This is a genomic window from Bradyrhizobium sp. A11 (genome assembly GCF_042077125.1).
GTDB classification, from domain to species: domain Bacteria; phylum Pseudomonadota; class Alphaproteobacteria; order Rhizobiales; family Xanthobacteraceae; genus Bradyrhizobium; species Bradyrhizobium japonicum_B.
In genome coordinates this window covers 26,950-50,117 of the sequence record NZ_CP149509.1, presented here as the reverse complement: position 1 = coordinate 50,117, position 23,168 = coordinate 26,950, and the positions used below count along the sequence as shown (strand labels likewise).

Annotated in this window: 22 protein-coding genes; 7 read left to right on the top strand and 15 right to left on the bottom strand. The window is 64.6% G+C overall.

The features are described 5' to 3' along the window. Positions 1-8 precede the first annotated feature (8 nt). Both WI560_RS00255 and WI560_RS00250 read left to right on the top strand, forming a co-directional pair. Entirely contained in the window at positions 9-539 is a 531-nt protein-coding gene (locus tag WI560_RS00255; protein ID WP_375306432.1) for a DUF2244 domain-containing protein, read from the top strand. Between the two features lie 55 nt (positions 540-594). Then, the gene (locus WI560_RS00250; protein WP_257179076.1) at positions 595-1,491 is read left to right on the top strand and encodes a bifunctional helix-turn-helix domain-containing protein/methylated-DNA--[protein]-cysteine S-methyltransferase; all 897 of its coding nucleotides are present in this window, start codon (positions 595-597) and stop codon (positions 1,489-1,491) included. Between the two features lie 161 nt (positions 1,492-1,652). Here WI560_RS00250 and WI560_RS00245 read toward each other — a convergent pair whose 3' ends face one another. The 13 genes from WI560_RS00245 to dnaK all read right to left on the bottom strand — a co-directional run bounded on the left by WI560_RS00245 (position 1,653) and on the right by dnaK (position 16,204). Then, the gene (locus tag WI560_RS00245) at positions 1,653-2,276 is read right to left on the bottom strand and encodes a 2,3-bisphosphoglycerate-dependent phosphoglycerate mutase (protein WP_257179077.1); all 624 of its coding nucleotides are present in this window, start codon (positions 2,274-2,276) and stop codon (positions 1,653-1,655) included. A gap of 20 nt (positions 2,277-2,296) precedes the next feature. Further along, complete coding sequence (dapB, locus tag WI560_RS00240) at positions 2,297-3,112, bottom strand: 4-hydroxy-tetrahydrodipicolinate reductase (protein WP_375306431.1); 816 nt, start codon at positions 3,110-3,112, stop codon at positions 2,297-2,299. Positions 3,113-3,248: 136 nt separating this feature from the next. After that, positions 3,249-4,274 (bottom strand): M23 family metallopeptidase, encoded by a 1,026-nt coding sequence (locus WI560_RS00235; protein ID WP_375306430.1) that lies wholly within the window; start codon positions 4,272-4,274, stop codon positions 3,249-3,251. Positions 4,275-4,332: 58 nt separating this feature from the next. Beyond that, positions 4,333-5,526 carry a helix-turn-helix transcriptional regulator gene (locus WI560_RS00230; RefSeq protein WP_375306429.1) on the bottom strand — a complete coding sequence of 398 codons (1,194 nt, stop codon included), beginning with the start codon at positions 5,524-5,526 and terminating at the stop codon, positions 4,333-4,335. Positions 5,527-5,571: 45 nt separating this feature from the next. Further along, positions 5,572-6,936, bottom strand: a complete 1,365-nt coding sequence (locus WI560_RS00225; protein WP_375306428.1) for an HlyD family type I secretion periplasmic adaptor subunit — start codon at positions 6,934-6,936, stop codon at positions 5,572-5,574. Then, the gene (locus WI560_RS00220) at positions 6,933-8,618 is read right to left on the bottom strand and encodes a type I secretion system permease/ATPase (protein ID WP_375306427.1); all 1,686 of its coding nucleotides are present in this window, start codon (positions 8,616-8,618) and stop codon (positions 6,933-6,935) included. Before WI560_RS00220 ends, WI560_RS00225 begins: the two co-directional genes overlap by 4 nt. 175 nt (positions 8,619-8,793) lie before the next feature. Further along, positions 8,794-10,095, bottom strand: a complete 1,302-nt coding sequence (locus WI560_RS00215) for a calcium-binding protein (protein ID WP_375306426.1) — start codon at positions 10,093-10,095, stop codon at positions 8,794-8,796. Between the two features lie 384 nt (positions 10,096-10,479). Beyond that, positions 10,480-10,785, bottom strand: coding sequence for a DUF1330 domain-containing protein (locus tag WI560_RS00210; RefSeq protein WP_124162040.1), 306 nt, complete (start codon positions 10,783-10,785; stop codon positions 10,480-10,482). A gap of 100 nt (positions 10,786-10,885) precedes the next feature. Beyond that, positions 10,886-11,599, bottom strand: a complete 714-nt coding sequence (gene pyrF / locus WI560_RS00205; protein ID WP_257179080.1) for an orotidine-5'-phosphate decarboxylase — start codon at positions 11,597-11,599, stop codon at positions 10,886-10,888. Positions 11,600-11,605: 6 nt separating this feature from the next. Next, positions 11,606-12,184, bottom strand: a complete 579-nt coding sequence (locus WI560_RS00200; protein WP_257179081.1) for an NADPH-dependent FMN reductase — start codon at positions 12,182-12,184, stop codon at positions 11,606-11,608. A 57-nt stretch (positions 12,185-12,241) separates the two neighbouring features. Then, positions 12,242-12,841, bottom strand: a complete 600-nt coding sequence (locus WI560_RS00195; protein WP_035712128.1) for a class I SAM-dependent methyltransferase — start codon at positions 12,839-12,841, stop codon at positions 12,242-12,244. 88 nt (positions 12,842-12,929) lie between these two features. After that, positions 12,930-14,057, bottom strand: a complete 1,128-nt coding sequence (gene dnaJ, locus WI560_RS00190) for a molecular chaperone DnaJ (protein WP_375306425.1) — start codon at positions 14,055-14,057, stop codon at positions 12,930-12,932. Between the two features lie 245 nt (positions 14,058-14,302). After that, entirely contained in the window at positions 14,303-16,204 is a 1,902-nt protein-coding gene (gene dnaK / locus WI560_RS00185) for a molecular chaperone DnaK (protein WP_257179082.1), read from the bottom strand. Between the two features lie 394 nt (positions 16,205-16,598). Between dnaK and WI560_RS00180 the strand changes: the two genes are divergently transcribed. Next, positions 16,599-17,540 (top strand): hypothetical protein, encoded by a 942-nt coding sequence (locus WI560_RS00180; RefSeq protein WP_375306424.1) that lies wholly within the window; start codon positions 16,599-16,601, stop codon positions 17,538-17,540. A gap of 266 nt (positions 17,541-17,806) precedes the next feature. Further along, a complete protein-coding gene (pncA, locus tag WI560_RS00175; protein ID WP_375306423.1) occupies positions 17,807-18,529 on the top strand; it encodes a bifunctional nicotinamidase/pyrazinamidase in 723 nt (240 codons plus the stop codon). Positions 18,530-18,676: 147 nt separating this feature from the next. Here the strand turns inward: pncA and grpE are convergent, their stop codons facing one another. Next, a complete protein-coding gene (grpE, locus tag WI560_RS00170; protein WP_257179085.1) occupies positions 18,677-19,294 on the bottom strand; it encodes a nucleotide exchange factor GrpE in 618 nt (205 codons plus the stop codon). A gap of 94 nt (positions 19,295-19,388) precedes the next feature. Then, complete coding sequence (hrcA, locus tag WI560_RS00165; protein ID WP_028133542.1) at positions 19,389-20,477, bottom strand: heat-inducible transcriptional repressor HrcA; 1,089 nt, start codon at positions 20,475-20,477, stop codon at positions 19,389-19,391. A gap of 167 nt (positions 20,478-20,644) precedes the next feature. Here hrcA and rph point away from each other — a divergent pair, with 167 nt between their 5' ends. Genes rph through hemW form a run of 3 tightly spaced genes read left to right on the top strand, consistent with a single transcriptional unit; the run spans position 20,645 to position 23,149 of the window. Continuing rightward, positions 20,645-21,358: a ribonuclease PH gene (gene rph / locus WI560_RS00160; RefSeq protein WP_028133541.1), complete on the top strand. Its 714-nt coding sequence runs from the start codon at positions 20,645-20,647 to the stop codon at positions 21,356-21,358. A gap of 11 nt (positions 21,359-21,369) precedes the next feature. Beyond that, positions 21,370-22,005 (top strand): RdgB/HAM1 family non-canonical purine NTP pyrophosphatase, encoded by a 636-nt coding sequence (gene rdgB, locus WI560_RS00155; protein ID WP_375306422.1) that lies wholly within the window; start codon positions 21,370-21,372, stop codon positions 22,003-22,005. Continuing rightward, positions 21,992-23,149 (top strand): radical SAM family heme chaperone HemW, encoded by a 1,158-nt coding sequence (gene hemW, locus WI560_RS00150; RefSeq protein WP_375306421.1) that lies wholly within the window; start codon positions 21,992-21,994, stop codon positions 23,147-23,149. Before rdgB ends, hemW begins: the two co-directional genes overlap by 14 nt. Positions 23,150-23,168: the final 19 nt, after the last annotated feature.

Genomic DNA, 23,168 nt, shown 5'->3' with positions numbered 1-23,168 from the left:
GATGGACCATGAGCGCAGGCAACGAAATTGAGCACAGCGATCCCGATCCGCGCGAGGTGCAGATCTTCTCTGCGCTGCTGACGCCGCACCGCTCGCTGAACCGCACCGGCTTCCTCGCCGTGATGCTGTTCCTGAGCGTGGTCAGCTTTGCCACGGGCCTCGCCTTCCTGATGAAGGGTGCCTGGCCGGTGCTCGGCTTCTTCGGCCTCGACGTGCTCGTGGTATGGTGGGCCTTCAAGGCCAATTTCCGCACCGCCCGCGCCCGCGAGGAGATCACGGTCACCACCTCCGAACTGCGCGTGAAGCGCATCAGCCATCGCGGCCAGGTCGCCGAATGGACGTTCAATCCGCTCTGGGTCCGGATCGATCTGGAGGTCGACGAGGACTTCGGCATCGAGCATCTCTATCTGATCTCGCGCGGCCGCCAGATCCAGATCGCGAGGTTTCTGGGACCAGAGGAAAAAGCAAGTTTTTACAAAGGCTTGATTGAAGCGCTCAATGCCGCCAAGCGCGGGCCGACCTACAATCCGATCCGCTGATGCCGCATCGGAAATCGGGTGGTTTCCCACCCGCCCCTCTCCTACATTTCCGGCCATGATGACACTCGCCATACATGACCAGCGCTTGACCAAGCCGGGGCCCCAGCACGCCGCGTTGCGCGACTACGATTCGGTGCGCCGGGCGATCGCCTTCATATCGGAAAACTGGCGCGCCCAGCCGACCATCGAGGCGATGGCCGATGCGGCCGGCGTCACGCCGGATGAGTTGCACCATCTGTTCCGCCGCTGGGCCTCAATCACGCCAAAGGCCTTCATGCAGGCGCTGACGCTCGACCACGCCAAGGGCCTGCTGCGCGACTCCGCCAGCATTCTCGACGCCGCGCTGGATTCCGGCCTGTCGGGCCCGGGCCGGCTGCACGATCTCTTCGTCACGCACGAAGCGATGTCGCCGGGCGAATGGAAGAACGGCGGCGCCGGCCTCACCTTGCGCTACGGCTTTCATCCCTCCCCGTTCGGCACCGCGATCGTGATTGCGACCGATCGCGGCTTGTCGGGGCTTGCCTTTGCCGACCACGGCGAGGAAAAGATCGCGCTCGCCGACATGACGCGGCGCTGGCCGAACGCTACCTATGTCGAAGACCACGAGGGCACGGCGCCGCTGGCTGCGCGCATCTTCGACACCAGGCTGTGGCGGCCGGATCAGCCGCTGCGCGTGGTGATGATCGGCACCGACTTCGAGGTGCGGGTGTGGGAGACGCTGCTGAAAATCCCGATGGGCCGCGCGGTGTCCTATTCCGACATCGCCTGCAACATCAACAGCCCGAAGGCCTCGCGCGCCGTCGGTGCGGCGGTCGGCAAGAACCCGGTCTCATTCGTCGTGCCCTGCCACCGCGCGCTCGGCAAGAGCGGCACCCTCACCGGCTATCATTGGGGCATCACCCGCAAGCAGGCGATGCTGGGCTGGGAAGCCGGGCAGCTGGGGCTGCAGTGAAGTTCTTCTCCCTCGCCCCGCTTGCGGGGAGAGGGTCGGGGTGAGGGGGAGTCTCCGCAGGGACGGTGACAGTTGGATTCGCGGAGAGTCCCCCTCTCACCCGGATTGCATCTCCGATGCAATCCGGCCTCTCCCCGCGAGCGGGGAGAGGCAAAGAAACCTCAACCCGCCAGGTCCAGCTTCGAGGCCACGGTCGAATCCGCGTTGAGGCGGTAGATGATCGGCACGCCGGTGGCGAGCTCGCGCTTCAAAATGCCTTCGGGCGAGAGCTTCTCCAACACCATGATCAGCGCGCGCAGCGAATTGCCATGGGCGGCGACCAGCGTGCGCTTGCCGTTGAGGACGCCGGGCAGGATCTCCTGCACGTAATAGGGCAGCGCGCGCGCCAGCGTGTCCTTCAGGCTTTCGCCGCCGGGCGGCGGCACGTCGTAGGAGCGGCGCCAGATCAGCACCTGCTCCTCGCCCCATTTCTTGCGGGCGTCGTCCTTGTTGAGGCCGGAGAGATCGCCGTAATCGCGCTCGTTCAGCGCGAGGTTCTTCGAGGTCGGCAAGCCGGTCTGGCCGAGCTCACTAAGGATGATGTCGAGCGTGTGTTGCGCGCGCGTGAGCACCGAGGTGAAGGCCACGTCGAACACGAGGCCCTGTGCCTTCAGCTTGCGGCCGGCTTCCGTGGCTTCCTTCACGCCGAGCTCGGTGAGATCGGGATCCTTCCAGCCCGTGAACAGGTTCTTCAGATTCCATTCGCTCTGGCCGTGGCGCACGAGCACGAGAAGACGTTCGCTCATTGACTGCTTTTCCGTGTTGTTCAGATGTCGGACAGGCCGAGCACGTCGGCCATGGAGTAGTGCCCCGGCGCCTTGCCATGCGCCCATAGCGCCGCCTTGAGCGCGCCGTGGGCGAACAGCATGCGGTCCTCGGCCTGATGCGACAGCGTCAGGCGCTCGAACGGGCCGAGGAAAGTCACGCTGTGGTCGCCGGCGACGGTGCCGCCGCGCAACGAGGCAAAGCCGATATTGCCCGGCCTGCGCGCGCCGGTGATGCCGTCGCGGCCACGCTCGGAATGGTCGTCGAGGGTGACGCCGCGTCCGGCCGCCGCAGCCTGGCCCAGCATCAGCGCGGTGCCCGAGGGTGCATCGACCTTCATGCGGTGATGGGTCTCGACGATCTCGATGTCAAAATTCTGGTCGAGCGCCTTGGCGACGCGCTTGACCACGGCGGCAAGCAGGTTGACGCCGAGGCTCATATTGCCCGACTGCACCACGACGGCGCGGTTGGTGACGCTCTTGATCACGGCGTTGTCGGACATCGAGAGCCCGGTGGTGCCGACAACATGGACGATTCCCCGTTCGGCGGCGATCGCGACATTGGCGATGGTCGCGGCCGGCACGGTAAAATCGAGGATCCCGTCGGCCTCCTTCGACATCGCCCAGAGATCGGCCGAGAGCTTGATGTCGTTGGCCGGCAGGCCGGTGAGCACGCCGGAATCCTTGCCGAGCAGCTCCGAGCCGGGGGCCTCCAGCGCGCCGGCCAGCACCGCGCCTTTGCTTTCGGCAATCGCCCGCACCAGCGCGCGGCCCATCCGGCCGCCGGCCCCAGCAACAATCAAGCGCATGTCCGACATGGTGTGATCCTTTCAATGGCCCTATTACCGGTCGCGGGCCGTTTGGGCAACCGACGGAACCAGGGGGATGCGCGTACGAGGGGTTTTAGCCATGGCCGGCAATTGCGGGCTCTCGCAGAGCAAAGGAAACATCGGATCAATGCGATTGAACCGGAAGTTCCCAGAGCTCTCTCAGCACGACCTGGCCGGCGTGCTCGACAGTATATTCGGCTTTGTAGGTGCCCGGATCCCAGCCATTGGCGGGGCGCTTCCGGCCGGTGGATAGAAAAGCTTGCGCTTTATTGTTCTCGACGGGCGCGTTGTTCGCGGCAATCACCTTGCCGGAGGGCCCGCTCAAGACAAGTCGCTGAACGTCGCCCGATTTCAGACCGATGATACGCACAAAGGCGACGATTGCCGCCGACGCCGCCGAAGGCAATTCCGCGTCCGTTCTTCCGTCCTCGATGAATTCCATCGTCACCGGGGTCGTCGCAAAACCCGTGTTCAGAACGGCCCGTTCCTGATAGCGAAGCCGCGCCTGCAGTGCGGGATCCCAGAGCATCTCCCCGCCGCCGCAGGACTCCGGGCTCGCGCCGTGGGCGAAAGGATCCGTGATCGAGCCGTTGTGCCGGACGGTGAAGTGGAGGTGAGGATATTCGGTCAGACCCGATAGACCTACCCGGCCCAGCGGCTGCCCTCGCGTGACGGTGTCGCCGGTCTTCACCCGAAGACTGCCCGTTGCCAGATGACAATATTGCGTTTCCCAATGATCGTCGTGTTGGACGAGAACGCCATTGCCGCATTCGACGTTGCGAACAGCCTCGCGCGCGCCTTTGTGGAACGCTCCGTCCGGCAGATTTTCCCGGGTTCGAAGGACGCGTCCGCTTGCGGACGCGAGAACGTCAACGCCAACCCGTTGCGCCTGCAGCGAGGGAAGCCGAAAGTCAGTTCCGTTGTGCCCGTCGTATGTCAGCGTGCCACATTTGAAGTCCCTTGCTGCCGGTGACGGGTCCCGATCCGTATAGTTTTGAATGTAGCAAGTCTTCCCGGGCTCGCAGGCGATCGGCATTCCCAGCTGAATGCGCTCGGCAAGGCCATTCCCAGGGATTGCGAGCACAAGGACCACAATCAGGGTCGAAAGAAGGAAGGAGGTCGTTGCGGGCGGACGGGTTGGTGTCATCATGAACTTTTCAAACATCGATCTTTGAAGTCGCCGATCAGGCCCTCTCCAAATAGTGCAGCTATCCGCGCAACCGTGAGACGGACGCAAACTGGCGGACTGATTTCTCGCGCAGGCCCGAGCCGAACGGCGATTGCGTGAGATGATGAAGCACAAAGAACTCGGATTGCCGGTTGATTCCCAATTTGAGCATGATGCGCTTTGTGTAGGTTCTCACCGTTGCTTCGGTCAGCCGCAGTTCAGCACCGATCTTTCGCGGACACTTACCTTGAAGGATCCGGGTGACAATCCGCTCTTCCGCGAAATTCAAGCCGAAAGCCGCGGCAATGCGATGCGCTCCCGACACCTCATCGAGCTGCGGCACGATGACGAGCGCTTTTCCGGTATCGCAAGGCGGCGGCGCAGCCCCGATCCTGGCAAAGGCAAATCGCTCGCGCTCGGTTGAAAGAGGTACGGTTGTATCCAGCCACTCCCGATCGGCGCGCGAACTCAAGGATTCGCGAATCGCCTCCTTCAAGGCGGCCGTCACCGAACTGTCGTGCCCGGCCAACCTGTCTCCATTCGCCCTGAGGAGTTCGCCCTTGGCGATCAGCGCTTGCGCGCTGCCGTTGATTTCGTGAACGCGAAGATCCTCGTCGACGATGAGCGCAGGAAAGGCCAGGACTCCAAGCCAGGTCGCCGCATCTTCCTGGCGCTGCTGCAACCGCACCAGATCGTGGGCGGTCTCCCAGATCGCACGCACCGCGCGCACCAGGCATGGAACCTCAGCCCGCGTAAGTCCCGATTGACGCCATCCCGCGACAAAGACGACGGTTACGCCCTCGCAAGCAGCGAACCTTCCGATCACGGAATGACCTTTCATATCCGGCTCAAGCCCGATCAGCTTTCGCACGAAAGTGGTGCGCATATGGACCGGTTCGAGCAACGTACAGCCTGTGCTGGCGCCCTTGCGAGCAATTCGCGCCACCACGGCCGTGCACGAGGGGTCGATGGTCGCCTGCCCGATCCCCGCCTGAAGCAATCGCTGGCCGGAAGCGCGACGCATCGCCGCCGCAATATAGCAGCTGCGGCATTCAAGCAGCTCGGCAATCCCCCTCCCGAAATGCTCCATCGCCATCTGGCCGACGCTCTCGTCGGCAGGGCTCGCAAATTGTTCTACCAGGCCCTCGGCATCGATCGTCGAGCGTACGCTCTCCGTGGGATAGAACCCGATTCCGTTCTGCCAATGGGGCAGTACCTTGCCATTCTCGTGCAAGCGCTCCTCCCGCAATATCGATGCCGCCGGCATTGCGCCGGCAGCCTAACTCTCCCTGAAAGCGCGGTGGATCCGCAGCACCATGGGCTGCAGCAAATACTCCGCAAAGGTTCTTTCTCCCGTCTCGACGAACACCTCGACGGGCATTCCGGGCAATAATGACGATAGGTAATATGCTGTCTGCGTGGCGGTACCTAGCTCGAGTTCCGCCATGTAGGAGGCAACGCCCGTCTTCGAGTCGTTCAGCGCGTCCGCGGCGACTGCAACGACCTTCGCATCCAGCATCGGTATTCGCCGGATGTTCAATGCGAGGACGCGCACGCGCGCCGTCTGTCCGACATAAACCTCCTGCCTGTCCGTCGGCTTCAGCGTCGCCTCGATGACGAGCCGATCTTGAAGAGGGACGATTTCCAGAAGAGTTTCCCTGGGCGCAAGCACGGCACTGAGATCCCTGCTGTTGAGGCCGACGACCTTCCCACTTTCAGGTGCACGCAGTTCGGACCGAACAAGCTGATCACGCAACGCGGCAATTCGATGTCGAAGATCGCCGATTTCCTGGCTGGTGGCGTGCAGCTGCTTCGCGATGTCCCGCTTCTGGTTCAACTCCAACTGTCGACGCCTGTCGTCCAGTTCGGCGATCTTTGTTCGTGCCTGCGAGATCGATGCTGCATTGCGGGCGATCTGGCCTTCCGTTTCAGCCTGGCTCCGTTGCAGCGCCAGTAAACGCGGCTTCCGCGCGAGCCCCTTGGCGAGCAGGGAACTCATATCCCCGATTTCTTCCTTCAAGAGCGCGAGTTGCTGTTCTGCCCCCCTTGTGTCGCCCTCGAGGCCGCGAATGGTGTCCTCCAATTGCAGCATCTGCTGATCGATCTGCTTTCGCTCACCATCGATCGCCGTCAACCGCGCCGCAAACTCGGCCCGCTGGGTGAGTGCAGCAACGCCCGCGGCCGCAGCGGAACTTCTTCGCAACTCATCCGGAAACCGTATTTCCGTTTCGCCGGCCTGTTCGGCAGCCAATCGCGCTTCCATCGCAAGGTCCGCAAACAGTTTCGTCTCAAGCGAACCGAGCATTGCCTCGATCTGCGTTGTATCGAGCCGCGCAATCACCTGGCCGGCCTGGACACGATCATTCTCCCTGACCAGGATCGACTTGATGATGCCTCCCTCGAGGTGCTGCACGGCCTTGCGCTTCGAATGCACCTTGATGAAGCCTGACGCCACGACAGCGCTGCGCAGCGGAACGGTGGTCGCCCAGACGCCGATGCAGCAGAACTGCAGGACGAGCAACACACACCCCCACACTACGATGCGCCGCATGTCGGAGCGTGGTTCGCCGGATGCCGACCGCCGATCGCCGCTCATCACTTGGCGGGGAATGACGATGTTGCGACCGTGGCCTTGCGAGGTCATCGACTCGCTCCTCCGGTCCTGAGCACGCGGGACCCTTGTTCGCGCTGGCCGTCGGCCGCCTTCGATATCGGTGTGACCTCGGAGAGACGGAGGGGCAGAACCTTGCTCGGCGGGCCAAAGGCGAGTTGCATGCCATCTCTCAGCAGCAACACGGCATCCGCGATCGTCAGCAGGCGAGGCCTGTGCGTCACGATGACCAGCGTTGCGCCGCGAGCCTTGACCTGCAAGGCCGCAGCGCAGAGCGCTTCCTCGCCGTCCGGATCAAGATTGGCATTCGGTTCGTCCAGCAGCATCAACTTGCGGTCGCCGAAGAACGCTCGGGCGAGGCCAATTCGCTGGCGCTGACCACCCGAGAGCTTGCTGCCATCGCGACCGATCTCCGTCTGATAGCCGGATGGCAGGGAAAGGATCATGTCATGCGCCTGCGCGAGCATCGCTGCCGCGGTGATGTCCTCGTCGCGCGCGCTTTCGTCGAATCCGGCGATCGCCTCTGCGACCGTGCCACCCACGAGCTGCACGTCCTGGGGAAGATATCCGACGTACTTGCCAAGCTGATCGGCATCCCAATTATGGAGAGCGGCATGATCCAGCCGGATCGTGCCGCTGCTCGGCAGCTCGAGGGCCGCCATCAGCCGCAGCAGGGTCGATTTCCCGGCGCCCGTCGGACCTATGACGACGACGATTTGCGAGGGACGGCACTCGAAGGTTATACCCGCGAGAATCGGGCGTTTGGCCCCAGCGGGCCGGTAAACCACGCGATCGACGACCAGCCTGCCGGACGGCGTCGGAAGCAATGTCTTTCTCCTTCGCGCCAACACCGGTGCAGCGGCGGCCTGGACCTGCGTCCAGGCCTCCTGTGCGGATGTGAGCGCGCGCCAGGCTGAGATCAGGCTTTCCATGGGCTGGAGCGTGCGCGCGACCAGCAGTGAGCTCGCAATCAGGCTGCCCGAGAGCACCTCATTTTGAAGAACCAGCCAAGCGCCCGCTCCGATCGCGGCAATCTGCAGGATCGTCCTGACCATGCGCGCGGCGGCGCCAATCGCATAGACACGTTCACTGGCTCGAACGACGGGCGACATCGCCTGATCGTTGAGCCGCATGAACTCGCGAACCGCGCCGAGGGTCCACCCCATCGCGCGCACGAGGCTGGCATGGCGGACGATCCCGTCCAGGGCAGCCTGCGTCCGCAATGCGGCTCCCGTCGCGTCGGCCGTTTCGGTCCGCGCGATCCGCCGGCTGATGATGCCCATCACCAGCAGGATCGCCGTGCCGACCAGAGCGATGGCGCCGTACCAGGCGTGGAGGAAGAACAGGATGAGAATGAAGGCAGGAAGGAACGGCGCATCGATGAGCGTCGTAACGGTGCCGCTCGCCAAGAAGGTTCTCAGCTCGCGGACCTTGACGAGATCGTGCGTCCCTCCATCGCCGCGACTTGCCGCGTCCACGATGGTGCCTTCGAGGACGATCGGAGCGACGCACCGCTCGAAGCCAACCGCGAACCGGCTGAGGAGGCGGCTACGCAAGATATCGAAAGCGGCGCTGAAGACGAGAGCCGCTGCGGCGATCATCGTGAGACCGACAAGCGTTTCAACGCTGCCGCTGCTGATCACCCGGTCGAACACCTCGATCGAATAGAGGGGAACGACCAGAAGCAGCAGGTTCACCGAGATGCTGAAGGCCACGACCCACACGACTGCGGACCGCCCCGGAATCAATCCGAGCAGCGATCTCTTACCAGGCGCTGGGCCCTCAGGCGGACGCAAATACATGACCGGCAGGCAATGTCACCGACTGACTCATACAGACTTCAGAAATGCAATGGCGGGGCGGATCGGTAGCCGCCCCGCCGAACGGGCCTCACACGACTTCAATGACCGTGGACCCCGCGGTCACATTGATGTCATCGATCGTCGTGAATGGCGTTGCGCCTCCGGTCACGCCGTCGAGTTGAATCGTTCCGAAGCCGAAATCGAGCACAGTGTTGGTGCCATCATCGCTGACGACGACCGTAGTCGGGTCGAAGCCCGGTGCAGCATCGACCTGGATCAGATCACCATCGGTGAGACTGAAATCCGTTATCTGGTCGTCGCCGAAGTTGGTGGCCGTGTCGTCACCGAAATGATAGGTGTCGGCTCCCGCGCCACCCGTCAGCACCTCGTCTCCCGTGCCTCCGTCGAGGACGTCGTTGCCGTTACCGCCATCCAGCTCGTCATCGCCTGCGCCGCCGGCGAGCGTATCGTTGCCATTTCCGCCCGCGAGCGTATCGGCACCGTCTCCGCCGTTCAGCGTGTCGTTGTTGTCGCCGCCGGCAAGGGTATCATCGCCCGCGTCGCCGTTCACCGTGTCATTGCCGGTGCCCCCACTGAGCTCGTCGGCGCCGTCTCCGCCGTTCATGACGTCATCTCCGGCGCCGCCCGACATGGTGTCGTCTCCGGCGTCGCCGAACATTGTGTCGGTACCGGCGCCGCCATCCATGAGGTCGGCTCCGGCGTTTCCATTCATGGTATCGTTGCCGGCATCGCCGTTGAGCGTGTCATTGCCGGCGCCGCCGTTCAAGACGTCGTCGTCGGCACCGCCGTTCAACGTGTCGTTCCCGAGACCGCCGTTCAGCGTGTCATTGCCCTCGTCGCCGTTGATGACATCGTCGCCGAGGCCTCCGTTCGCCGTGTCGTTTCCGAGGCCGCCATGCAGCGTGTCATTGCCGGCATCGCCATTCAGCGTATCATTGCCTGCGTCGCCCCAAAGGGTGTCCGCGCCGGCACCGCCATGCACGGCGTCGTCGTCATCTCCGCCGTGTATGGAATCGGCGCCTGCGTCACCAAAGAGTTGATCGTTTCCTAGGCCGCCGTCGATCGCGTCATTGCCTGCGTTGCCGTGGATCGTGTCGAGGCCCGCATTGCCCGAAAGATTGTCGTCTCCGGCACCGCCGCTGATGGTGTCGTCACCGTCGCCACCGGCGATCGTATCGACACCGGCATTGCCATTCAGCGTATCGTTGCCAGCGCCGCCATCGATGTTGTCGTCGCCCGCGCCTCCGTTCACGAGGTCGGCGCCGTCCAACCCGGTGATCGTATCGTTGCCTGCCAACCCGTTGATCTGGTCGTCAGCTGCCGTTCCAGGAATGATGTCGTCGCCTGCCGTTCCGTTGATGAGTGCCATGACTTCCGCTCCTTGATTCAAGGTTTTCGTGATGCGGGTAGGCTTGCCTCCGATCAGGGACGTATGCCTTGCTTGGGCTGACGTCTCATCGTCCCTGTTGTACAGTTCGAGCAAAGCAACCTTGAATGAAAATTGGGCAGCGTCGCAATCCCCATTTGGGGACAAAAGAATCCTTGTTACGAAGCTGAGTGAGGTAGCGCGGCGGAAGCAGGTGGAGCGGCGACTCTTCCTGCAGGAGAAGTGCTGGAACCGGCCCCACTGCATTCGGCTTGTATGTACCTGGCCGCCGATCTCGCCACAATTTGGCGTGCCGGCGGTCAGGCGAAGCGCGTTCGCTGATCAGCGCCCGTCATTCGCGTGAAGAATGACGGCGCACGCCGCCGTCTAGGACGGCTGCGGGCCGTCATAGCCTTCGATGATGATGAGATCGGCGACCGAGTGCGGCTGGCGTACCTTGATGTTGGCCTGGTATTCCGGCGAGTTGTAGCAGGCGAGCGCGGTCTCGTAGTCCGGGAATTCGATCACGACGTTGCGGGTGCGGCTGGCGCCTTCGACGGTGGTGAACTTGCCGGCGCGGACGACGAAGCGACCGCCCCATTTCTTGAAGATCGGACCGTTGGCGACGGCGTAGGGCTTGTAGCCCTCGTCGCTGCTCACATCGACGCGCCCGATCCAGTAGCCCTTTGCCATTGGTTCTTCTCCCTGTGTTGTTGGGGTCATTTCTATTTCAGCATGGTCTGATCGGAAAACCGCTTCACACTTTGCGCTAACGCGGCCCTTCGGGTCCGGATCATGCTCCGAGCGCCTGGGCAATCTCGGCCTGGATGGCGTCCGCGACGGCCCTGGGATCAGCGGCTTCCACGATCGGCCGTCCGACGACGAGGTAATCGGCGCCGGCGGCGATCGCGCGGCCCGGCGTCATGATGCGCTTCTGGTCGCCGCTCGCCGAACCTGCCGGCCGGATGCCCGGCGTGACGAGGTGCATCTGGTGGCCGACGATCTTGCGCAATGCACCAGCCTCCTCCGGCGAGGACACCAGGCCGTCGATGCCGAGTACTTGCGCCTGCTGCGCGCGCGCCTCGACCAGCTCCGAGACGCCGAGCCGATAGCCGGCCGCATGCAGGTCGTCCTCGTTGTAGGAGGTCAGCACCGTGACCGCGAGAATCTTCAGGCTCGAATTGCCGCGGCCTTCGACCGCGCCCTTCATGGTCTGCGGGTAGGCGTGCACGGTCAGGAAGGTGGCGCCAAGCCTGCTGATGCTCTCGACCCCCTGTTTCACAGTGTTGCCGATGTCGTGCAGCTTGAGATCGAGAAAGACCTTCTTGCCTTTGTCGGCGAGCTTGCCGACCAGCGGCAATCCGCCGGCATAAGCGAGTCGATAGCCGATCTTGTAGAAGGTGACGCTGTCGCCGAGACGGTCGATGATGGCCTGCGCGGCATCGACGCTGGGCAGGTCGAGCGCGACGATCAGGCGGTCCTTCGGGGCGATCTCGGCTGGCGTCATGTCACCTCACATCATGCGTTGGGAAATGTCGATCAATTGCGCGACCAGCTCCTTCAACGCGGCGATATCGCCCTCGTTCTTGAGCCTGTCCATATCGTCATAGGCCTGATCGGCAAAGGCGAGCGTGAGCTGGCTGGCGATCACATTGGCATGGCAGGAGGTCAGAATCAGCCTGAGCGCCTGCAATGCGCGCGCCGCACCGAGCCGGCTCTGCGAAGCGCCGGCGAGCGCGAAGGCGCGGTTGCGGAACACCTCACCCCGCGCCTCGTGCAGCTCGTGCACGCGGCTGACCCAGTCGATCGCGTTCTTGAGCAGCGGCGGCACCGAGGCGTTGTATTCGGGCGTGACGAACAGCACGCCGTGATGCGCGCCGATCATGCGCTTGAGGTTGATCGCGTGCTTGGGCACGCCGGATTTGGCCTGGAGATCGCCGTCGTAGATCGGCAGCGGAAAATCGGCGAGCGAGATGCGGGTGACGTCGACACCGGCCCGGGCGAATTCATAGGCGATGACCGCCGCCAGCTTCGCATTGTGCGAGCCGGTGCGCAGCGAGCCGGGAATGATCAGGATCCTGGGTGCGGACATCCGCTTCCATACGTTCGGCGAAACCAGCCCGCCGCGCAGAGAAGGAAGCCGGCGGAATTAGTCCTTGCGATACACCCAGACGCGGGCCGGCGGAAGGTTCATCCAGATCCGTTCCGAAGCCTCTGTGGACACGCCGGGAAGCGATTTCGGGATCGGCGGGACCACCGCATAGGTGAACTGGATGAACGGCGCGCCGGGCGCCAGCGCGGTGAAGGCATCGCGGATCAGCCGCAGCCGCGTCAGCATCGGTTTTGTCACGAGCGGCAGGCCGGAGACGACGGCGGAGGCGGGGGCGCTCAGCACGTTCCAGAGCGTGTCACGCAGGCGGTAGGCATCGCCCTGCACCACCTTGGCCTGCGGATAGCGGTCGCGCAGCAGTGCGCAGAAGCCGGGATTGTATTCGACCAGGACGAGACGCTTCTGGTCGATACCGCGCTCGATCAGGGCGGAGGTAATGGCACCGGTGCCGGGCCCGAGCTCGACCACGGGCGCGTCCGAATCGACATCGACGTAATGGGCCATGGTCCGGGCCAGCAGCTTGCCCGACGGCATGACTGCGCCCATGTGCAGCGGCTTTTCGATCCATGATCTGAGAAAGCGCACCTCGTCATCGAGACGAGGCTTCTTCAACGCACGCGCGGACGATGGCAATGGCATGTCTGGACCGGACGGGACCGCGGGACCGCGGCGTGTCAGAAAATGGTCATAAAGACGTATAGGCCGAAGGCGATACGGTCAAGCCAAGTCAACCCGCCCGACTGCCGAAGAAATCCTTGACCTTGGCGAAGAAACCCTCGGATTCCGGCTGGGTGTTGTCGGACGACAGCTTTTCGAACTCGGCCAGCAATTCCTGCTGCTTCTTGGTGAGGTTCTGCGGCGTCTCGACCACGACCTGAACGTACATGTCGCCCATCTGGCGCGAGCGCAGCACCGGCATGCCTTTTGATGCAATGCGGAATCGGCGATTGGACTGGGTGCCCGCCGGCACCTTCACCTTGGCCTTGGCCTTGTCGATGGTCGGCACCTCGAATTCGCCGCCGAGGGCGGCCGTCACCATCGAGATCGGCACACGGCAATGCAGATCGGCACCGTCGCGCTGGAAGAACTGGTGCTGGGCCAGCGACAGGAAGATGTAGAGGTCGCCGGGCGGGCCGCCGCGGACCCCGGCCTCGCCTTCGCCGGCAAGCCTGATCCTGGTGCCATCCTCGACGCCCTGGGGGATGTTGACCGACAAGGTGCGTTCGCGGGTGACGCGACCCTGGCCCGAGCAGGACGGGCAGGCATCCTCGATCATCTGGCCGCGGCCCTGGCAACCCGGACAGGTCCGCTCCAGCGTGAAGAAGCCCTGCGACTGCCGCACGCGGCCGGCGCCGCCACAGGTCGAGCAGGTCTTCGGCTTGGTGCCGGCCTTGGCGCCGATGCCGGAGCAGGCCTCGCAGGTGACCGAGACCGGAATCTCGATCTGCGCGGTCTTGCCGCCAAAGGCTTCCTCGAGCGTGATTTCCATGTTGTAGCGCAGGTCGGCGCCGCGCTCGCGGCCGCCGCGGCCGCGCTGCCCGGCCATGCCGAACAGGTCTTCGAAAATATCGGAGAAGGAGGAGGCGAAGCCCGCGCCGAACCCGGCGCCGCCGCCGCCCTGCTCGAAAGCGGCATGGCCGTAGCGGTCATAGGCGGCGCGCTTGTCCTTGTCCTTCAGGACCTCGTAGGCCTCGTTGATTTCCTTGAACTTGATCTCGCTGGTGTCGTCCCCGGGATTGCGATCGGGGTGAAACTTCATCGCCAGCTTGCGGAACGACGATTTCAGCTTGGATTCGTCGGCGTCACGTTCGACTTCGAGAGTCTCGTAATAGCAGCGCTTGGTGGACGTGGACATGATGAGCTCGGTCTATCCAATCGCGAATCAAGTCGGAGCGAAACGATGCCGCTGCGCGACGACATAAGCGCCCTTCCGCCTCGCGGCGGAAGCCGGCACGGCGGCGTTCAGCATAACGGCTGGGAATTGATCGATCGTTGCGGGTCTCGGTCCCGCAGAGCCCGACACCGTGGCCTCCCCCGCGAGGGAGGAGGCCGTTGGTGCGCGTGGGGTCCAAGTCGCCCGCATCATCACCCTCTCGGGGCTTAAGCGGACTTCTTGCTGTTCTTGTCGTCGTCGACCTCGGTGAATTCCGCGTCGACGACGTCGTCCTTGGCCGCGTCCTTCTTGGCGTCGGCCTCGGCCTGCTGCTTGTACATGGCCTCACCGAGCTTCATCGAAGCCTGGGCCAGCGTGTTGGTCTTGGCCTTGATCGCCTCGGCGTCGTCGCCCTTCAGCGCTTCCTTGAGGTCGCTGACGGCGTCCTCGATGGCGCGGCGCTCGCTCTCGGCCACCTTCGAGCCGTGCTCGGCCAGGGCCTTCTCGGTCGAATGCACCAGGCCATCCGCCTCGTTCTTGGCGGTGACGGCCTCGCGGCGCTTCTTGTCTGCCTCGGCATTGGCCTCGGCGTCCTTGACCATCTTCTCGATGTCGGCTTCCGACAGACCGCCCGAGGCCTGGATGCGGATCTGCTGCTCCTTGCCCGTGGCCTTGTCCTTGGCCGACACGTTGACGATGCCGTTGGCGTCGATGTCGAAGGTCACCTCGATCTGCGGCATGCCGCGCGGAGCCGGCGGAATGCCCATCAGGTCGAACTGACCGAGCATCTTGTTGTCGGCCGCCATTTCGCGCTCGCCCTGGAAGACGCGGATGGTGACCGCGTTCTGGTTGTCCTCGGCGGTCGAGAACACCTGGCTCTTCTTGGTCGGGATCGTGGTGTTGCGGTCGATGATGCGGGTGAACACGCCGCCCAGCGTCTCGATGCCCAGCGACAGTGGGGTCACGTCGAGCAGCAGCACGTCCTTGACGTCGCCCTGGAGCACGCCGGCCTGGATCGCAGCGCCGATCGCCACGACTTCGTCCGGGTTGACACCCTTGTGCGGCTCCTTGCCGAACAGCTGCTTGACGACTTCCTGGACCTTCGGCATGCGCGACATGCCGCCGACCAGCACGACTTCGCCGATCTCACCGGCGGTCACGCCGGCATCCTTCAGCGCCTTGCGGCAGGGCTCGACGGTCTTCTGCACGAGGTCGTCGACCAGCGCCTCGAACTTGGCGCGCGTGAGCTTCATCGTCAGATGCTTCGGACCGGTCTGGTCCGCGGTGATGAACGGCAGGTTGATCTCGGTCTGCGTCGTCGAGGACAGCTCGATCTTGGCCTTCTCGGCGGCTTCCTTCAGGCGCTGCAACGCGAGCTTGTCGTTGCGCAGGTTGATGCCCTGCTCCTTCTGGAATTCGTCGGCGAGATAACCCACGAGGCGCATGTCGAAATCTTCGCCGCCGAGGAAGGTGTCGCCGTTGGTCGACTTCACCTCGAACACGCCGTCGCCGATTTCGAGAATGGAGATATCGAACGTGCCGCCGCCGAGGTCGTAGACGGCGATCGTGCCGGCCTTGGTCTTGTCGAGGCCGTAGGCGAGCGCGGCCGCGGTCGGCTCGTTGATGATGCGCAGCACTTCGAGGCCCGCGATCTTGCCGGCGTCCTTGGTCGCCTGGCGCTGGGCGTCGTTGAAGTAGGCGGGAACGGTGATGACGGCCTGATCGACCTTCTGGCCGAGATGGGCTTCCGCGGTCTCCTTCATCTTCTGCAGGATGAACGCCGAGACCTGCGAGGGCGAGTAGGTCTGGCCGTCGGCCTCGACCCAGGCATCGCCGTTGGAAGCCTTCACGATCTTATAGGGGACGAGCTTCTTGTCCTTCTCGACCATCGGGTCGTCGTAGCGGCGGCCGATGAGGCGCTTCACTGCGAAGAAGGTGCGCTCGGGATTGGTGACGGCCTGGCGCTTGGCCGGCTGGCCGACGAGACGCTCACCGTCGTCCGTGACGGCGACGATCGAGGGCGTCGTGCGCATGCCTTCGGAATTCTCGATGACTTTGGCGTTCTTGCCGTCCATCACGGCGACGCACGAATTCGTGGTGCCGAGGTCGATCCCAATGACCTTTCCCATGGTCCTGATATCCTTCTTTTTGCGGCAGGTTGGCTGGGCCCAGAAGGCACCCAAACCGAAACCCCCTAAGATCAAACATCCGCGATATTGCGATGATTGAGGCTCATATAGGAGGGGGGGAGGGGCCCGCAAGGACCGAAGCTACGTTTCTGCGGCTAAAACATCGGGTTTTGGAAGATCATATCCGGGCTTCACCGCACTTGCGGGTGAGGAATTATTAACAGGTTCGGGCTTCGGCAAGCCCCCGCTACCGCGGGCCCGTCCGCCCTGTCGCCGCAAGCCCAAACCCGCTAAAAGGCGGACCGGCCAGGCAGCCGCCAATGCCGCCCCGCGCGACAAAGCGGCCCGGCGGCCGACCATCGAACGGCCTCAATGTGAACCAATCAGAGTGCCCATGAAGCTGATCCGCCCCCTCGCCGCGCTCGCCCTTCTCGCCGCCTCCGCGCTTCCGGCCCTCGCCGCCGACGCCGTGTTTCCGCCCGGCTTGCGTCTTGGCATGGTGCCGCTGGTCGGCCTCAACACGGCCAAGACCTTTCCGGGCTTCGAAAGCGAGGACGGCAGCGTCAAGGTGCTGGTCACCGAGTTGCCGCCGGCCGCCTATGGCGAGGTCGTGAGCGCCTTCAATTCCAATCCGGCCGGAGCGAACGGCGTCAAGCAGGACAAGGTCGAGACCCCCGCCGGCCTTGCCTATTTCACCACCGAGACCGGCAAGGCCGGCGACACCCCGGTGAAGCGCTACTCGATGATCGTGCCGGGCGCCGGCTTCTCGGGCTATGTCGCGGTCCAGGTCCCGGAGAATGCGACCAAGATCTACACCGACGAGGCGGTGCGGCAGATGTTCGCGACCGCCACCACCCGCAGGCAAGTCTCGGCCGAGGAACAGATCGCGCTGATGCCGTTCAAGATCACCGATCTCGCCGACTTCAAGGACATCCGCACGCTGGCGCCGGGCGCCAGCATTATCCTCGCCGACGGCAATGAGAGCGCAGGCTATGAATCGAAGCCGTTCATGATCCTCGGCCTGATCGCCGCCACTCCGCAAGCCGCCGAGGACCGCGCCCGCTTCGCCCAGGAGGCCGCGCTGCAGATCCCCGGCGTGCGCGAATCCCGCGTCACCATGTCGGAGCCGATCCGCATCAACGGCCAGCAAGGCTTCGAGACCCGAATCGACGGCGTCAGCGGCAAGGACAAGACGCCGGTGACCGTGGTGCAGTGGATCCGCTTCTCGAGCGGCGGCGCTTCGCTGCGCATCATCGCCAGCGCCCCGCGCGACCAGTGGCAGGCCGCCTTCACCCGCTTCCGCGCCGTGCGCGACGGGATTCAGCCGAAGGGTTGAGGCGGTCCCACAGATTCACTGTCGTCCCTGCGAACGTAAGGGACCCGTACCGCGTGATCTCGCGGTTTGGTTGGTGGCAATACCGGCAAGAGCTTTCGCCAGACACCTCCCTGTGGTTATAGGTCTCCGCGTTCGCGGGGACGACAGCGATGTTGGGGCTGCACGCCCAACCCCTCACCAGTCCCGGCCGCATTTTCGGGCTTCTGTTCGTATACGAACGGAACTAGGCTTCGCTCCCGTTGGATCACCTTTATGGGAGGCGAACGATGCTGGATCGGCGACAAGTCTTGGCAATGCTTGGAACGACGGCCCTGGCGACGCTGGCGCCGAGTGCACTCTTTGCAGCGGCACCGATCAAACCTGACGAGACCTCCGCGCTGCTCGTGATCGACGTGCAGAACTGCTTCCTGCCGGGCGGCAGCCTCGCCGTGAAGGACGGCGAGCAGGTGGTGCCCGTCATCAACAAGATATCGAAGGCGTTTGCGAACGTGGTGATGACGCAGGACTGGCACACGCCGGGCCACGTTTCGTTTGCCTCGGTCCACTCCGGCAAGAAGCCGTTCGAGACCGTCGACCTTCCCTACGGCAAGCAGGTGCTGTGGCCCGACCATTGCGTGCAGGGCACCGACGGCGCGGCGCTGTCCAAGGACCTCGCGATTCCTCACGCCGAGCTCATCATCCGCAAGGGTTTTCACAAGAACGTCGACAGCTATTCGGCCTTCCTCGAGGCCGACGGCAAGACCTCGACAGGCCTTGCCGGATATCTGAAGGGACGCAAGATCAGGCGCGTCTTCGTCGCAGGGCTCGCGACGGATTTCTGTGTCGCCTGGACCGCGCTCGATGCGCGCAAGGCGGGCTTCGAGGTCTATGTGGTGGAAGACGCCTGCCGCGGCATCGACACCCAGGGCTCGCTCGCCAAGGCGTGGGCCGATATGGCCAAGGCCCGCGTGAAGCGGATCCAGTCGAGCGATATTGCGGTGAGCGCGTAAGCGACACACAACACTGCAAGACCCTCGTCCTGAGGAGCGCGCTGCTTCGCGCGCGTCTCGAAGGACGAAGGCTCCCGCTGCGGCACCTTGGCCTTCATGGTGGAGACGCCGCGCAAGTGCGCGGCTCCTCACCATGAGGGTTGAAACTCAGTTCGGCGCGCTGCTCGATTCGTTGTTGTTCGCCGCGGCCGCTGGCTTTGCGCCGCCCTTGGCGACGCCGACCAGAGCCGGGCGCAGCACGCGCTCGCCGATGGTGTAGCCGGCCTGCATGATCTGCACCACGGTGCCCGACGGCACCGACGGATCGGGCACTTCGTACATCGCCTGGTGGAAGTTCGGGTCGAACTTCTGGCCCTGCGGATCGAGCTTCTTCACGCCGTGCTTTTCCAACGCGCTATGCAGCGCGCGCTCGGTGAGCTCGACGCCCTCGATCAACGAGGTCAGGCCGGGATCGGCGGTGGCACGCGCCTCGGCCGGAACGGCGTCGAGCGCGCGTTGAAGATTGTCGGCGATATCGAGCACGTCGCGGGCAAAGCCGGTGATGCCGTAGAGGCGGGCGTCGGCGACTTCCTTGGTGGTGCGCTTGCGCAGATTCTCCATCTCGGCCAGCGTCCGCAGCATGCGATCGCGCGCCTCGGCGACCTCCTTCTGCAGGGTCTCGACCGAGCCGGGCTCGGGATCGTCGGGCATGATGTAGGGCTTTGACGCCACGGGCTCGCCAGTCGGCGCGGCCGCGTCTTCGGGTTGCCGGTCTCGATCGGTCATCGGCTAATCTCGAACTCGTTTCCAGGGATTGTTGGCCCGCATATCGTGCTTTGAGCCGCGAAAATCAAGCGCCCGTGATCGGCGGAAAGGCCGGTCAGCCCCCCAAAAGGCGGCTGACGATGCGGGCGGCATAGTCCACCGTCGGGATCACGCGGGCATAATTCAGCCGCGTCGGGCCGATCACCCCGAGGACGCCGACGATGTGACCGGCGGCATCCCGATAGGGCGCAATAATGGTGGAGGACCCCGACAGCGAGAACAGCTTGTTCTCGCTGCCGATGAAGATGCGCACGCCCTCGGCCGTCTCGGCCCGGCCGAGCAGATCGATCACGCCGCGCTTGGTCTCGAGATCGTCGAACAACAGGCGCACCCGCTCCAGATCCTCCAACGCGTGCAGATCTTCGAGCAGATTGGCATGGCCGCGCACGATGAGCTGGCGGTCCTCGTTCTCGCCGCCGGACCAGCTGGCGATTCCGGCGGAAATCACCTTCTGTGCGAGCTGGTCGAGCTCGGCGCGGGCCTCGGCCAGCGCCGTCTCGAGCTCGAGCCGCGCCTCGGCCAGGGTGCGGCCGCGGATTCGCGCATTGAGGAAATTGCCGGCTTCGGTGATCGCCGAGGAGGGAACTCCAGGGGGCAGCGTCAGCACACGGTTCTCGACCTGACCGTCCTCGCCGACGAGGATGACCAAGGCTTTCTCCGGTTCCAGGCGGACAAATTCGATGTGCTTGAGCCGTGCATTGGACTTTGGCGTTAGCACTACCGCCGCGGCTCGCGTCAGTCCGGACAGCCGCGTCAGCGCCTGGTCCAGCGCCGCCTCGACCGAGTGGGCCTGGCCTACGGACGTGAGCTGGCTCTGGATCGACTGGCGTTCGGCCTCGTTGAGGTCGCCGACCTGCATCAAGGCATCGACGAAGAAGCGCAGGCCGAGTTCCGTCGGCAGCCGGCCGGCGGAGGTGTGCGGCGCATAGATCAGGCCGAGCTGTTCCAGATCGGCCATGACGTTGCGGACCGAGGCCGGCGACAGCGGCATCGCGATCAGGCGCGAGATATTGCGCGAGCCCACGGGCTCACCGGTCGCGAGGTAACTTTCGACAATTTGACGAAAGATATCGCGGGAACGCTCGTTGAGCTGGGCGAGGCCTGCGCGCGGCGCGATCAGATGGATCGGATCGTGATGGGCCACAGCGGTAACTCCTCTCAGATCCTCATAATTTGTCCATCCCGGGCGCTTCTGACAAGCGTGGCGTTTGCCGGCCCGGAATCAGGGGCCGAATAAGGCCTTGCCGCCCACCTTCGCCCCACCTACAAGCACCGCCAACAGCCTTTCCCGTGAGTTTTGGAGGATTTCCCATGCGGCCAAGCCGCCGTGCGCCCGACGAATTGCGCCCCGTGACGCTGGAGCGCGGCGTGGTCAAATATGCGGAAGGCTCCTGCCTGGTGAAATTCGGCGACACCCATGTGCTGGTCACCGCCACGCTGGAGGACCGCCTGCCGCCGTGGCTGAAGGGCCAGGGCCGCGGCTGGGTCACCGCCGAATACGGCATGCTGCCGCGCGCGACCTCCGAACGCACCCGCCGCGAGGCCGCCGCCGGCAAGCAGAGCGGCCGCACCGTCGAGATCCAGCGCCTGATCGGCCGCTCGCTGCGCACCATCGTCGACCTCGAGGCGCTCGGCGAGCGCCAGATCACGGTCGATTGCGACGTGCTGCAGGCCGACGGCGGCACGCGCACGGCCTCGATTACCGGCGCCTGGGTCGCGCTCGCCGACTGCGTCAACTGGATGAAGGCGCGCAACATGATCAAGGCCAACGTCATGCGCGACAACGTCGCCGCGATCTCCTGCGGCATCTACAACGGCACGCCGGTGCTCGACCTCGACTACGCCGAGGATTCGGAAGCCCAGACCGACGCCAATTTCGTCATGACCGGCGACGGCCGCATCATCGAGGTGCAGGGCACGGCGGAACGCGAACCGTTCACGGAAGCCGAGTTCCTGGCGCTGATGGCGTTGGCGCGCAAGGGCGTCGCGCGCCTCGTGGACTTGCAGAAACTGGCTGTCGCGTAGTCAATAGGCCCATGCACCGCCGAATCACCGGAAAGCTCGTCATCGCCACCCACAATCCCGGCAAGCTGGCCGAGATGCGGGAGCTGCTCGCGCCCCACGGCGTCGAGGCGGTGTCGGCCGGCGAGCTCGGCCTCGCCGAGCCGGAGGAGACCGGCAACGATTTCCGCAGCAACGCCGCGATCAAGGCGATCGCGGCGGCGCAGGCGACCAGGCTGCCCGCCTTCGCCGACGATTCCGGCATCGTGGTCGACGCGCTCGACGGCGCGCCCGGCATCTACAGCGCGCGCTGGGCCGGTCCGGCCAAGGACTTCAACGCGGCGATGGCGCAGATCGAGCGCCTGTTGCAGGAGCGCGGCGCCAACACGGCGGACCGCCGCAGAGCGCATTTCGTCTCCGCGCTCTGCGTGGCCTGGCCCGACCATCACCTCGAACAGGTCGAGGCGCGCGTTGACGGCACCCTGGTCTGGCCGCCGCGCGGCAATGCCGGCTTCGGCTACGATCCGATGTTCCTGCCCGATGGCCACGACCGCACCTTCGGCGAGATGGAGAGCATCGAGAAGCACGGCCTGCCGCCGCTCGGTCTCGGCCTGTCGCACCGCGCCCGCGCCTTCGTGAAACTGGCGGAGATCTGCCTTGAGCCGCGCTAAGGAAGCCGCCTTCGGCGTCTACGTGCACTGGCCGTTCTGCCTGTCGAAGTGCCCCTATTGCGACTTCAACAGCCATGTCCGCCACGCCGCGATCGACGAAGCGCGCTTTGCCTCCGCGTTCGCGCGCGAAATCGCAACAACCGCGGCGCGTGCGCCCGGGCGCGAGGTCACCTCGATCTTCCTTGGCGGCGGCACGCCGTCCCTGATGCAGCCCGCAACGGTCGGCGCGGTGCTCGATGCGATCGGCAAGCACTGGACCGTCGCGAGCGACGTCGAAGTCACGCTCGAAGCCAACCCGACCAGCGTCGAGGCCACGCGCTTTGCCGGCTATCGCAGCGCCGGCGTCAACCGCGTCTCGCTCGGCGTGCAGGCGCTCGATGACGCCTCGCTGAAGGCGCTGGGACGCCTGCACAGCGCGCGCGAGGCGCTCGATGCCGTCGCCATCGCGCGCCGCTCGTTCGACCGTTATTCGTTCGACCTGATCTATGCCCGCCCCGACCAGACGCCGGCGATGTGGGCCGATGAGCTGCGCCTCGCCATCAATGAAGCGGCCGAGCATCTGTCGCTCTATCAACTGACGATCGAGGAAGGCACGCCGTTCTTCGGCCTGCACCAGGCCGGCAAGTTGAAGACGCCGGATGAAGCGGTCGCGCGCGCGCTCTATGACGTCACGCAGGAGACCTGCGACAAGCTTGGGCTGCCCGCTTACGAGATCTCCAACCACGCGCGGCGCGGCGCCGAGTGCCGGCACAATCTGGTGTATTGGCGCGGCGAGGAATATGCCGGCGTCGGCCCCGGCGCGCATGGCCGCCTCGACATCGACGGTGTCAGACACGCGACCGCCACCGAGAAGCGTCCCGAAGCCTGGCTGATGCGGGTCGAGACCAATGGCCATGGCATCGTCACCGACGATCTCCTCAACAGCGAGGAACGCGCCGACGAATTTCTGCTGATGGGGTTGCGGCTCGCCGAAGGCATCGACCCCGAGCGCTACAAGGCGCTGTCCGGCCGTCCGCTCGACCCCAAGCGCATCGCGCTGCTGCGTGAAGAAGGCGCGATCATTGTGGATGCGACGGGCCGCTTGCGCGTGACCAGCAGCGGATTCCCGGTGCTCGATGCGGTGGTCGCGGATCTGGCGGCATAACGGAATCTTGCAGGGTGGG

What these genes read in the sequence shown, in the direction of transcription:
- WI560_RS00225 (WP_375306428.1), bottom strand. Translation starts at nt 6,936, where the DNA reads ATGACCTCGCAAGGCCACGGTCGCAACATCGTCATTCCCCGCCAAGTG.
- WI560_RS00215 (WP_375306426.1), bottom strand. Translation starts at nt 10,095, where the DNA reads ATGGCACTCATCAACGGAACGGCAGGCGACGACATCATTCCTGGAACG.
- pyrF (WP_257179080.1), bottom strand. Translation starts at nt 11,599, where the DNA reads ATGACGCCAGCCGAGATCGCCCCGAAGGACCGCCTGATCGTCGCGCTC.
- dnaJ (WP_375306425.1), bottom strand. Translation starts at nt 14,057, where the DNA reads ATGTCCACGTCCACCAAGCGCTGCTATTACGAGACTCTCGAAGTCGAA.
- WI560_RS00210 (WP_124162040.1), bottom strand. Translation starts at nt 10,785, where the DNA reads ATGGCAAAGGGCTACTGGATCGGGCGCGTCGATGTGAGCAGCGACGAG.
- grpE (WP_257179085.1), bottom strand. Translation starts at nt 19,294, where the DNA reads ATGACCGATCGAGACCGGCAACCCGAAGACGCGGCCGCGCCGACTGGC.
- WI560_RS00195 (WP_035712128.1), bottom strand. Translation starts at nt 12,841, where the DNA reads ATGCCATTGCCATCGTCCGCGCGTGCGTTGAAGAAGCCTCGTCTCGAT.
- WI560_RS00245 (WP_257179077.1), bottom strand. Translation starts at nt 2,276, where the DNA reads ATGAGCGAACGTCTTCTCGTGCTCGTGCGCCACGGCCAGAGCGAATGG.
- dnaK (WP_257179082.1), bottom strand. Translation starts at nt 16,204, where the DNA reads ATGGGAAAGGTCATTGGGATCGACCTCGGCACCACGAATTCGTGCGTC.
- rdgB (WP_375306422.1), top strand. Translation starts at nt 21,370, where the DNA reads ATGCACCGCCGAATCACCGGAAAGCTCGTCATCGCCACCCACAATCCC.
- WI560_RS00200 (WP_257179081.1), bottom strand. Translation starts at nt 12,184, where the DNA reads ATGTCCGCACCCAGGATCCTGATCATTCCCGGCTCGCTGCGCACCGGC.
- WI560_RS00180 (WP_375306424.1), top strand. Translation starts at nt 16,599, where the DNA reads ATGAAGCTGATCCGCCCCCTCGCCGCGCTCGCCCTTCTCGCCGCCTCC.
- WI560_RS00255 (WP_375306432.1), top strand. Translation starts at nt 9, where the DNA reads ATGAGCGCAGGCAACGAAATTGAGCACAGCGATCCCGATCCGCGCGAG.
- WI560_RS00235 (WP_375306430.1), bottom strand. Translation starts at nt 4,274, where the DNA reads ATGATGACACCAACCCGTCCGCCCGCAACGACCTCCTTCCTTCTTTCG.
- pncA (WP_375306423.1), top strand. Translation starts at nt 17,807, where the DNA reads ATGCTGGATCGGCGACAAGTCTTGGCAATGCTTGGAACGACGGCCCTG.
- dapB (WP_375306431.1), bottom strand. Translation starts at nt 3,112, where the DNA reads ATGTCGGACATGCGCTTGATTGTTGCTGGGGCCGGCGGCCGGATGGGC.
- rph (WP_028133541.1), top strand. Translation starts at nt 20,645, where the DNA reads ATGCGGCCAAGCCGCCGTGCGCCCGACGAATTGCGCCCCGTGACGCTG.
- WI560_RS00250 (WP_257179076.1), top strand. Translation starts at nt 595, where the DNA reads ATGATGACACTCGCCATACATGACCAGCGCTTGACCAAGCCGGGGCCC.